The organism is Lentimicrobium sp. L6 (assembly GCF_013166655.1).
In the GTDB taxonomy this organism is placed as follows: Bacteria; Bacteroidota; Bacteroidia; order Bacteroidales; family UBA12170; genus UBA12170.
The window spans coordinates 39,522-51,377 of record NZ_JABKCA010000035.1; the positions used below are offsets into that span (position 1 = coordinate 39,522).

Consider the following 11,856-nt stretch of genomic DNA (forward strand, 5'->3'; position numbering starts at 1 on the left):
TAAAAAAACCGCTACATAATTGCAGCGGTTCTAAAGTAATCGTTTAACCCTACTAAGCAACGGTTACAGAGCCAATATAAACGCTGTTAGCTACTTCTTTACCATCTTCTGAGATAAAGCCTATAAAGGCTTCTACTGAGCCTCCTGAGAAGTCAGAAGGAACAGTAAGGTTTTGTGATAAGGTTGCTCTGGTAGCTCCTGCAGTATCATAAACTGCATATCCTTTGGTTGCATTATATACAACTAAAAGAGCCTTATCAGTCCCTTTTGCATTTCCTGAACCTGAGTTATCCGTCCAGGATAATTCAACGACTCCCGGATTAGTTGATGCTACACTTGCACCAGCAGAACCAACCAAACTACCACGACTAACTAAAGCCTTTGAATAATCAATTGTGAAGTTCGGATATGCTCCTGTAATTGCATTATTCAAATTGTACGACATGGCACTGTTAAACTGTGTCATTTTGATTGCATACAATTTGAATCCTACCCTTAGAAATTCAGTCATTGGTTGAAGAAAATTCAACACTTTTGAGAATTTGGAACGTTGGTCAAGCTGACCCTGAGTTTTTGGATTTGATACATTGGAAGGCTTGATACGCATGTAATCAATTCCTTTCCATGTTCCACCTACGATGTTTCCGACCTTGCCGGAGAAACCACCTAATACACCTTGAGAAATTTTACCCATCTTATGAGATATTTAAGTTTATAAATCTGTTATCGCTTGGACTTGACACGGACTTAATACGGTTTTGTCCTTGCACTTTCAGGGAAGATATTGCAAATAGTGGGCAATCATTGTATCTCAGGTTCTTATGCTTGTCTTTGCATCATTTTACTATGTCAGTTAGTCAATAATAGCAGAAAGGACTGAGTGAGGCTTAATTGAACGCTTAGGCATCCAAAAAGAGTAGGGGATGAAACAGACAAAAGGAAACGGAATAAATGGCTTGTGCGATGGCATTGTGGGTTTATGCCGTAGTCTTTTGGTTGATTTCAGACCCGTAGCTTAAATTTGCCTATGTGTTCAATTAATGCGGTGGGTATTTATAAGCTTATGGTTTCTTACAGATATGATCCATTTTAGTTTTAAAATGAGTACGTAAAACTATATTCACCGGATTTGAAAGTCCGTCAACATAAATATGAAACTCATTTTCAAGTTGTTCAAAAAAGGCGGTTCGATTTATTGAAATACTATCATTGATTTTGCGAACTAAAGGACCTACATCACGGATAAGTGTTTTTTCTTTAGTTTCTGCTTGGTGTAAAATTCCATTTCTGATGTGATCGTAAAAAATCTCAGCTGAATCAATATCAAAATAAGGTTTGAAACTATCACTTTTTGTAAGGAAGTCAACAAATGTTGGTTTGCCATTATTCCTGTTATCAACAATGCCATTGCGAAAACTGTATAATGCTTCTATAAGAAGGCAACTAATTGCCATAATTGTAAACCCAAACTTTCTTTCTCTTACAGGTAGCTTTGCATCAGTTTGAATTAACAAACGAATTGGTTCTAAATATCTTGGTTCAAACCGATGTGTAAATATTTGAATAGCAGATTCCCAATCATCAGAATGTGGTGTATCTAAATTGAGGTTATTATAATCATCCGACTTAAAACCTTTTGCAATTTCCATGTAGTAAAGATATTGTTTTTCTGTGTGCGATTGAAAAAAGACTACGCAGGTAAAACAGCCTTGAGCTGCGTTGGCAAAGCGGAAAAACGGAATGGAGGAACGGAATGTAGTTTTGTAGCTGAGCGCGCGAGCCGACTGCGAGTGGAGCAAGGGTGGTGGATGCAAAAACCCGAGGAACGAGAGATGCAGACAGCTACCGTTTACGGCAGGGCTGGCGTGTGTTTTTGCTTTTGGGATGGGAAAGGCAAGTGTAGGGATTGAACGGAACGAAACGGGTGTGTTGGAAAAATGGAATGAAGCAATTCTGGCAGTTTTGAAGGGTTTGATAGTATTTGATATTTTCATTTTTAAATAAATACTAATTTGGGGTAGGAAATGCTGCCGGATTGCGTTATGAAATTGAGGGTGGATTAGTGGAGTGGAGAGAATGAGCTACTCTTGCGTGGGGTGCTGAAAGTTGCAGAATGAATGGAGAGAGGAACGAACGACTGGAATGAAGCTACTGTAAGCATTGGCTGAATGCAAAAAACATGACAGCCCGATTAGCCCGCAGCGACCCGCAGGCGAGCCCATTAATATGCAGCGGCAGACCCCCAATTAAAAAATATGTGAGGAACGAACACCATATTAGGGTTTGGGGGGATGTAATAGCTGCTAGTGAGGATGGAGAGAGTGTGTGAAGCAAAACAAGTGAACGGCATTTTGTGAGCACCTACCGGAGCGCAAACAAAATGGTAAGTGAACGGTATATGCAAGGGCGACCGTAGGGAGTTTATTTACCCTTGCATATATGTTTTTGCGGAACAAAACGGAACGACTGACGAACACCGCTTTACCTGCGTAGGCTTGTGCGGTTGGATTAATTACTATATGTACAAAAGTTCAAATATGCATTTCACTAATTTACGGATGTCTTGATAAGTATGTGTTGGTTGTATTGCAATTCGTGAGATTAATTCATCATTTTTTGTTGTTGGAGGTTCGGAAATAATTACAAAAAAACCAAGTGATTTCAGATCATTTTCTATATGCCTTGGATCTATAGAAGAAGGAAAGTTGATCCCAGTAATATGTAAAGATCCAGAATGGGATATTCCAAATCTATTGAGTTCAGATCTTAGAAGATTTGCTTTGTCAATAATCTGAATTCGTTCTTTTTTGCATTCTAAAGAAATATCAAGCGATATTGATATAACATCCCAAATTATAGGTGGAATCGCAGTTGAATATATCCAGGGTGATGCAATTTGAGTTAAATCATTAATTAGTACTTCGCTGGACAAAACAGCTGCGCCCATAATTCCTAATGATTTGCTGAAACCAATCATTCTAATATCTGGTCTGATAAAACCATGTTGCTTAATTCCAAGATGCCCTAATATACCAAATGAGTGGCATTCGTCTGTAATAATAGTTACTTTTCTTCTATCATCTAGATTGCTAAATTTTAAAAATGTTTCAACCCCAGTAATACCTTCTACAGTTGGATAAATAACTGCGATCCTATCTTCTTTATAATCCTTTACAATTTCAGACAAATCAGTTTCATTCAGATCAACAATAAGTTTTTTAACATGATTAGCTTTTAGACCAGTAATTACGGAGTTGTGATTTTTTATATCTGAAACAATTAAATCATAATCCTTACTCAAATATTCACAAATTGAATAATTTGCTGCCCACCCAGATGCGAAACATAAAGCCTTTGGGTAGGACATGAGTTTCTTAATCTTATTTTCTAATTTTAAACGCGAAGGATGAGTGCCACCCAAATAATTGCTGCCCAATGAACCAAAAAAAGAACCATCTATTTTTATACTATTTATCTGCTCATTAAAATCTGCACGCCAGGGAATCCCAAGATATTGTGTCGAGCAAAAATTTACTGCTTTGTTTCCAAAATCGTCAATAACTTCCGACGATGTTAGAGGTGTGTATTCATTGTAATACCTTACACCTGAATTGATAATGTTATTTACTAATTGCATATATTCTTTGATGTATTATTTCGTAATAGTTATTAAAAAATGATTCGATTGAATTAAACTCATGGTCAACCGCAATTATCGTTGGAGATTTAATTTCATTAGAAACATAGTAGGATTTGAGATTAGAAAAGAATTGATATTTTTTCACTTGATCCATACCTGTACAAGGTTCATCTAAGAGTAATAAATCTGGTTCTGAAATTACAGCCTGAGCAAGTGCAATGCGTTGATATTCTCCACCACTTAGTTTATTTCTGGAATGCACTCTTTTCAATATGCTCTGAGGTAATCCTAGATTAATAAGAACTTGATTAATTATTTTTTCATTATTATTAAAAAGTATCAAGTTTGATTTGACAGAAATATCTTCAATTAGCTTTGGATTTTGTTCAAGTAAAAAGACTTTTTTTGGCTTATTGCTAATATCAATATTCTTATTTTTATACCATTCTGCAATATATTTTAAGATTGTTGTTTTGCCAACACCTGACTGACCTAGAACCAAATTCCATTTCCCAATTTCAAAACTATACAATCCTTTATTTATAATAGTTTCATTGTTTTGGTAGCTAAAGTTTTTGCTAAATTTGACCAATATACTAGACGACACAGAATGTTTAATTATCGGTGTTTTACAAAATATAAACTTAGCGTATATATAATCAGAAATTCTTTGATTCTTTATTTTTTGTGGTTTTGCAATTTCACTAAGATTTTCATAGGCGTTTTTTGTTGATGATGACAAGCAGAATTTAGCTGCTGAACCAAAACTCTTGTAAATTACATCTTCGTTAATAATAGGATTTGATATAAGATCTAATCTAGTACCAAGAGCTTTATCAGATATTGAGAAATTTCTTCCAGAACCATTTATTGACCATGTTATAGGAGCACCTCCATGTTGCCTTTTGATTACATGTTTTTTAATAGTATCAACAATATTAATATTAACCGCTGAATCTGCAATATAAAGAATACCTGTTTCCTTGAGCAAAGATTCTGACAGCTTAAAAAATAATGATTGTTCTTCTGGGGTCAGCATGTAAAAAGCATCACGGCAAATAATAATATCTATATCATTTGAATAAGATTCATTTAACTCTCTCAGGCTTTCAATCGAACCAGTTATTGGCTTAATACAATCTGTGAGTTTTTTTGAAGCTACTTTTTCTGTAAATTTTGAAATAGCATATTCTGAAATATCAATACCAAAACTATGACAAGAAGGTAGATGCTCTGCTAACCTAAGCAATAAATCACCTTTTCCACAAGCAAAATCAATTATTTTAGTATTGTTTGAAAAGGAAAAAACCGATAAATGGTTAAGTAATAATCTAGATGTAATCTCTGTATTATTTATAATACCCTTATTAAAATTCAATTCGTTCATTTCATTTTCAAAAAACTCTGAAAAGTGTATTTCATCAGACCAATTTGGATTTTGGTGTTTTTCATTCCAATAAATTTCTTTCTCGGTATATGACATAGGGCTATTGTAATGTTGTTTGCGATAAATAAATTGATAAAAGAGTTATTTGAATAAATACTAAAATATTAAAAGACAACCTTAATATTTTGAGATATAATGCCTTTTTTTCTTTAGCTTTTTCTGTATCCGCTAGTATTTTGTCATCAAGGATAAGATCAAAAAATGAAAATGAAAATCCATTATAAAGCTTATAAACAAGAATTAATCGGATGACCAAGTAGCCAAGTAATAAGATTAAGAATGTAATTAGAGGATTTAATAATTCAATTCCGAATCCTGTTAATTTATCTATTACCCATGATAATGGTCGAAACAAAGAGCTTAAATCAGATTTTTTATCATAATAAACAGCCTGAAGTCCAATCGCTTGACTATCTTCATAAACTCCTTTTTCTTTGAAATGTTTTAAGATGTCTCTACGGACGATTGGATTTGAACAATTCTCACTATACCATTTTAGCAACTCCTTATCAATTATTATTTTAGAGGTTGCTTGCAAATCTCTAAGCTCAATGTTGTCAAGTTTCGAATAAATTTTGCTGCCTAAATTAATTGAAACTTGATTTAGTTTTACATCAATAAGCTTAATATCACCACTTAAAGAGATTGGTGCATCTATTGATAAATTAGAAGGTTCTTTGCTAGTGCTTGACACTTCTGAAACAATTAAATCTTTATATGAATTACCAGAAATACTTAGGTTACTTAAAAGGTTTAGTTTAAATATTTCGAGGCTTGTGTTTACATTATTTGTTACGATTTTATTTTGTCCAAACAACTTTAAATCACGCAATATTAAATTTAAAGAATAGTCTGATTTATTATAAGTTTCCAATCTGAAATTTGAAATGTTAATCTTCTCAATACGAATAGACAAATGGTCTAGTAATATCGGCACAAAAGAAATGTTGACTAGTTCCATATTAACAGTAGGAAGATCACTAGAATTTGATTTTATATCAATATTTGATGTTGAAATATTTTTTAATAGGATATTCTTTGATTTAAAATTTGCCCTAATGGTAATATCAGGGATGCATGAATTCATTACATTTATTGTTCTAAAAGAAGTCTTCCCATCTCTTAAATCTAGATTGAAGAATGATGATTCCTCCAAATAATGATGATTATCTTCATTAATATCAACACGATTAAGATAAATATTCTCAAATTTTATATCAGGACATTTTGAAGGTGTATTCGATCCTATGACATGTTTAATTTCAATATCAACATTTTGACTTCCACCACGAATGCATAAGATAGATTTATCATAGTTGAAATTTAAAGTATCAATTCTGAGTTTTGTAATACAGTTTCCAATATCTAAATAACACTTGTCCTTAAAGTTAACATGAAGGCTTTTAATTTCGACCATCGATACAGTAGAGTCGATACTAGTCATTTTTGAGGCTATGACAAAATCATTTACACCGGCATTTGCAGATGATACTGAGCTGATCAGAATTGTAAAAAATAAGCCAATATAAATAACTTGTTTTTGTAATGACTTTATAACAATTTTTTTCATAATATTTTGGAGCTTTTGAATACCAAAGATTAATACCAAATAGAATAAGAAACATATTAATACTCCCAAGTAAATCTGGGGTGATAAATCTGACAGATATAATCCACGTATTGTATTGGCAAAATTGTTTGGTTCATCACTCAATAGTGTCGTAATACCATCCTCTATCCACAAAAAATACATTGTAATAAATAATGGAATTGAAACCTTATATAGGTCAGTTAATTGAATAGTCAGTATTCTTTTCTTTCTATTGTGCCTCATGTTCTTGGTGTTAAGGTAAATTGGTATATGCTTGAGAACAGAAGTCTTATTGAAAAAGAATAGAATAAGTAGGAAAGAATATAATATGAGTGTGAAAAATTCTATGTAATTAGAATTATTCTTCCCTGCTGAAAGAAATGCAATCAAACCAAAAATTACAGGAGGGAGTAGCGCAAAATATGAGATTACAGTAATGAATTTCTGATAGTGCTGGAAGATCCTATCGCCAAAGTAATACGGAAGGTATTTTAAAGATATTGTATAGATTGTAAGAAAAAGCGTAAAGGATATAAAAATGATTATAAGATGTTTGCCAAATAAAGATCTTATAATTTTTATAAAATTTTCATCCCAAATGAACTCTGATTTATTTGCTATTGCAAGGAGAACAAATACGCTGAACAAAAAGAAAACACCGGAAGATAAATAAAGGAATAGATTTAAATTTAATCCTTTTATAGAGTTGCGTTTAAATAAAAAAAGAATGTTTTTTTTGAACTTATATAAATGGATTGATCGGATTAATTGAACAAATAGATATACAATCCCTAGGTTAAGTATAATGAAAGAAATAATACTTATTAATATATAACTCGTATTAACTTCAGGATTGCCATTCATTAAATTGCTTATAAAGTTGTAAATATGAGAAATGTACGTTTCAACTTTTCCACCTGTAAACGTAGGAAGTGATATCATGGACTGATTTAATAAAACGCAGAAAAAAAGAGTAAAAAGTATGGGCTTAATAAAAATGATAACAAATAGGCTTAGGCTTTTGTAATTACTATTTGAAGATGCCAAATTGAAATCAATCGATTTAAAAGTGATCAGTTTTATGTGAGCATTGAAAATGTGTTTTAATAAATAATAAGCAATCCAACTATGAAATAGAATTCCACCAAAAAGTAAAATCCAAGGATTGTCATTACTTGAAAGACCAAATATACTTTGAGAAAATTTACTTATGAATAATGATAGAAGGACTGGTGCAAGAAGTAAGGGTAACAATAATGAATAATACGCATATTTGAATGTTTTAGGTTTATTCCTAGAAGAGTTTACTTCGAATGAAAGTAATAAAAACCCAATGAATGTATTTATTACTGATGCTGTTAAAATAACAGGTAAACTAGTATTAAATCCTTCTAAGACATCTGATATATAAAAGCCGTCCATTATTACTTTTTTAATCGCCAAGAATTCCATTCTTGGGAAATCCATGAAAAGTTCTTACTCCAAAAACGATTGTTAATTATGATCCCTTTTTTATTCTTAAATGAACCATGCTTCAAATATATTTCTGAATCACTATTATTGATACTAATGTCTTCAGATGGAACTAAGTAGCCTTGAGCTAAAGAAAAGTTTTTGGCATTTTGAGGATATTTATAAAGATTAAATAGTAATTGCTTTGCTTCTTCAATATTTTTTGCGCCTTTAGGAATAATAAGCCAGTCAGTGCTTATTAAGGCATCTTTAGGATTTATTTTAATAGTTGATTTATTTTTAGCAGACTTATTTATTGACCAGATTCTGCCAGACCAAGAAGCAACCATAGCAAATTCCCCAGATTCTAATCCTTTTTGAAGTTGATCCCCTGTAGTCCACCAAATTGTTTCTGAATTAATAGAATTAAGTAAATCGAATGCATCATCTAATTGATGCTCTATCTCATTTTTGGTTAGCAGTGGATTATATAAACAGGAATCCAACCCACGCCCTAAAGCTAAAAGTGCGATTTCAATATTTCCAATTGGAAAATCTCTCAATCCTCTTTTCCCTGAAAAAGATTGAATATTAAAAAAATCATTCCAAGTTGGATTTTCAACTTCATTATTTCTAGTATCATATGCAAGTATATAACCATATTGCAATAATGGTATTCCATATTCATTGAATAACTCATCCTTAAACTTACATTTGTTTTCAGTATTGAATTTTTCAAAAATATTTTCTGCACTAGGATGGTTAATGTAGTGATCTTCAACGTGAATAATATCCCATGTGTTAATTCCTTTTGTAATTCTACTTGTTAATATTCCATAATCGCCGTTCCAAGATTCAGATGTTAAACTGATGTTTAATGTATCTGATATTGGTTTTACCCAATTTTCAACTAAATCTTTTTGAAATTTACCACCCCAGGAGATAAATTTTACGGATTTCTCTTTTTTACTGCTACAACTTGTAATTAAAAATATTAACACAAGGAAGATTGAAAGTTGTCTTAGTTTTAATTTCATTGGATCTAATTTTTATTATTAATAATATTGTCAAGTTACAAAAACCACAAATTATCTTTTCCGAAATCTGGTATGTCGTCACCATCGAAGTGGGGAGCGATTTGGGCTACCATTTCGGGGTATTTTATTGTTACTGGTAAATTCTGTTGCCTTACTGATTTCCAATACATACGGCTAAACTGATATACCTGGTCGATTAGTTCCCTGATTACTTTTACATCTTTCAACTGCCCTTTATCGGTGCAATCAATGTTCAGTTTGATGGGAAACGGAAAGCCATCGGCTTTGCTGAAAAGCCCATCTGGATAGCGTGTATTATTGAATAGTAAGTATTTGCTGTTACCAATATTTATATATGTTCCGCTTATTGGCATGAGGTCTTTCCAACTCCTGTCAAAGGCAACTATATCTTCTGATTCTGTTTTGTTTATGGAAAGGATAAACACCGGAATTGGTAAATCCATTTCGTTGAGTGCCTTTTCAATATGTTGCAACTCAACTTCGCTCATGCTTTTATAAAAATGAATGATTAGCCTTTCTGGTTGGTTGTTAATGGTTGCGTATTCTCTTACTGATTTGGATATTTTACCTGCCAGCATTTCTATTTCATCTTTCATGAAATATTCGAAGCTGTTGAATTTACCATCATTGGAAAAGCTGAATGCACTACCAATGTACTGTATGTTTTCTTCAACATGCTTGAAAGCTCCAACACCAACTATTAATTCATTTTTGATAGGTGTATTCAATCGCCAGGGAATACCGTCTAGTTTTGCCAATATTGCGACAGCAATGTTAGGCAAACTATAGACCCAATCATCACCCTGAGCCATCATCTTTTCAGGGTCGATTGCCTGTGAAGTGATTTTTCGTTTTAGCAGTAGTTCCTTGACTTTGTAATAAATTTCACGGCGTTCAAGATCGTGCTCATATTTACCGTAAGGTGTAATGTATATGGCGATATATTTTATGTCAGGATCAATATTCCTGTCGAATAGTTCTTTTTCAATCTCAGGTATGGGATTGTCCTTGTCTTTAAAAGTAATGCTAAAGCCTTTTTCAGTATGAAAAAGTACATTGGCATATTGATACAATCCTCTAAACCAACGAAAGCCATTAACAAATCGTTTGTTTAACTCTATGGCTTCATTCACAGCGTCTTCGTGAAGAATGAAAAACAAGTGAACCTTTTTGTATGGACTGGCTTTAAATGGTTTTAGATTCTTCAAGCAAGTTTTAGGTACAATACCCGTTTGGTTTTTGCCAAATACCAATAGATTACTTTCTTCTGATGTTAAGTTAATCCGTGTTGAGCTTACATTTAAAAATCCCTCATCATGAATTGGTACTATCTCTTTAAACTCCTTTACATTCAGGAATTTCGTATAAAAAGCATTGATGTTTTTTAAGTATTTAGGGTAACGATTATCCCGTGGCGGTGCTTCGGTTGGTATTTCTAAAGCTGCTTGCAGCTTTTTATTTAATACCGGATAGTATTTTGAATAGTCCGGCACATCTTCTTCCGATAACCATTCCCATTTTTGAAGTTGTTTTCCATGCAATACCCAATTAAAACAAGTAGGGGAGACTTCCTGAATAAGGTCTGCAACGGACTTTTTCAGAACTTTGGAAATGCCATCAAAGGAAACTAACAATTCAGGAAATTTGCTGACTGTTGAAATTTGAACCTTTAGGGAAAATTTCATATAAACATCCCATTGGGTTGTTGACTCTTTGGGAACTTTTACCCAAACCTGATTTTCTTTGATAAATCCTACTTTAACAATTTGCTTCTTTATGATTCTGAAATAGTAGTTTATCTGTCTGTTGAAATATCGTTTTACAAGGTCTTGGTTTTCGGTGCTAAGATTAATTTCAAGAGGACAAAAGCCTTCCTGCTCTCCTGTAAATGTAGTGTATATGGAATCTACCCCGTTACTGCTAATGCCCGGAAACAAAGAATCTATTTCGTTTGGGAAAAGTGTTTTGTGTAAACACTGGCATCTTTCGTTATCCTCTTTTGAAAAATAGAACGTTTGCTTTTCCGCAGGAAAATCAAATGTTAAGATATTGAAGAATAGATTCTGTTGTTGCATAATCGTTTATTTTATCATTATCACTTCCTTTACCTTTACCATTTGTAATAACATTGTTACTATTTCTATTTCTAGCATGGTCATTACCTACTTGTCCATGTCCATGCGTATCATTATCTCTATCTCTAAAAGCATCTGCATGGACATTGTCACCATGCGTTGCTTAATTACCTTTAAAATCATATCCAACCGCAGCTTCGACACTATGTCTAAGTTTCTGTCGAAGACTACCTTTTAAAGCTTCGTTTTTATCATCATCTTCGACAACTTGCCAATGTTTAAACTATCCACACCTAACTTTTATCTAATATTTGAAGGAATACATTCCCTCTCTCTGTTATCTTATATTGTTGTTTAGAACTTTTAGGAGTATCTGGTATTGTCCAAGCTATTAAACCATCTTCTTTAAGTTTATTAACTGTTGTATATAACTGACCTGATATAGATTTTTGTCCTAATGCTCTAGATAGTTCTTGTGTTGATGATGTTTTAACTTGTACTAATCGTAATACTTTTCCATATAATGACTCCTGCTGTAACTCCTGCTGTAACTCCTGCTGTAACTCCTGCTGTAACTCCTGCTGTAACTCCTG

At 32.8% G+C, this 11,856-nt stretch carries 8 protein-coding genes; all 8 read right to left on the minus strand.

The window, feature by feature from the left end; genetic code table 11:
- Positions 1-52: 52 nt before the first annotated feature.
- Positions 53-694 (minus strand): DUF6266 family protein, encoded by a 642-nt coding sequence (locus tag HNS38_RS20215; RefSeq protein ID WP_172346402.1) that lies wholly within the window; start codon positions 692-694, stop codon positions 53-55.
- A gap of 367 nt (positions 695-1,061) precedes the next feature.
- Complete coding sequence (locus tag HNS38_RS10260) at positions 1,062-1,994, minus strand: hypothetical protein (protein ID WP_172346403.1); 933 nt, start codon at positions 1,992-1,994, stop codon at positions 1,062-1,064.
- A 521-nt stretch (positions 1,995-2,515) separates the two neighbouring features.
- Positions 2,516-3,637: a pyridoxal phosphate-dependent aminotransferase family protein gene (locus HNS38_RS10265; protein WP_172346404.1), complete on the minus strand. Its 1,122-nt coding sequence runs from the start codon at positions 3,635-3,637 to the stop codon at positions 2,516-2,518.
- Positions 3,621-5,123, minus strand: a complete 1,503-nt coding sequence (locus HNS38_RS10270; protein ID WP_172346405.1) for an ATP-binding cassette domain-containing protein — start codon at positions 5,121-5,123, stop codon at positions 3,621-3,623. The genes HNS38_RS10265 and HNS38_RS10270 overlap by 17 nt, the downstream gene beginning before the upstream one ends.
- A gap of 4 nt (positions 5,124-5,127) precedes the next feature.
- Positions 5,128-8,145, minus strand: coding sequence for a hypothetical protein (locus HNS38_RS10275; protein ID WP_172346406.1), 3,018 nt, complete (start codon positions 8,143-8,145; stop codon positions 5,128-5,130).
- Complete coding sequence (locus HNS38_RS10280; RefSeq protein WP_172346407.1) at positions 8,103-9,167, minus strand: extracellular solute-binding protein; 1,065 nt, start codon at positions 9,165-9,167, stop codon at positions 8,103-8,105. Before HNS38_RS10280 ends, HNS38_RS10275 begins: the two co-directional genes overlap by 43 nt.
- A gap of 35 nt (positions 9,168-9,202) precedes the next feature.
- Entirely contained in the window at positions 9,203-11,263 is a 2,061-nt protein-coding gene (locus HNS38_RS10285) for a Piwi domain-containing protein (RefSeq protein WP_172346408.1), read from the minus strand.
- 293 nt (positions 11,264-11,556) lie between these two features.
- A partial coding sequence (locus tag HNS38_RS10290) for a Fic family protein (protein WP_172346409.1) occupies positions 11,557-11,856 on the minus strand: 300 nt, incomplete at its 5' end.

What these genes read in the sequence shown, in the direction of transcription:
- HNS38_RS20215 (WP_172346402.1), bottom strand. Translation starts at nt 694, where the DNA reads ATGGGTAAAATTTCTCAAGGTGTATTAGGTGGTTTCTCCGGCAAGGTC.
- HNS38_RS10260 (WP_172346403.1), bottom strand. Translation starts at nt 1,994, where the DNA reads ATGAAAATATCAAATACTATCAAACCCTTCAAAACTGCCAGAATTGCT.
- HNS38_RS10265 (WP_172346404.1), bottom strand. Translation starts at nt 3,637, where the DNA reads ATGCAATTAGTAAATAACATTATCAATTCAGGTGTAAGGTATTACAAT.
- HNS38_RS10270 (WP_172346405.1), bottom strand. Translation starts at nt 5,123, where the DNA reads ATGTCATATACCGAGAAAGAAATTTATTGGAATGAAAAACACCAAAAT.
- HNS38_RS10275 (WP_172346406.1), bottom strand. Translation starts at nt 8,145, where the DNA reads ATGGATTTCCCAAGAATGGAATTCTTGGCGATTAAAAAAGTAATAATG.
- HNS38_RS10280 (WP_172346407.1), bottom strand. Translation starts at nt 9,167, where the DNA reads ATGAAATTAAAACTAAGACAACTTTCAATCTTCCTTGTGTTAATATTT.
- HNS38_RS10285 (WP_172346408.1), bottom strand. Translation starts at nt 11,263, where the DNA reads ATGCAACAACAGAATCTATTCTTCAATATCTTAACATTTGATTTTCCT.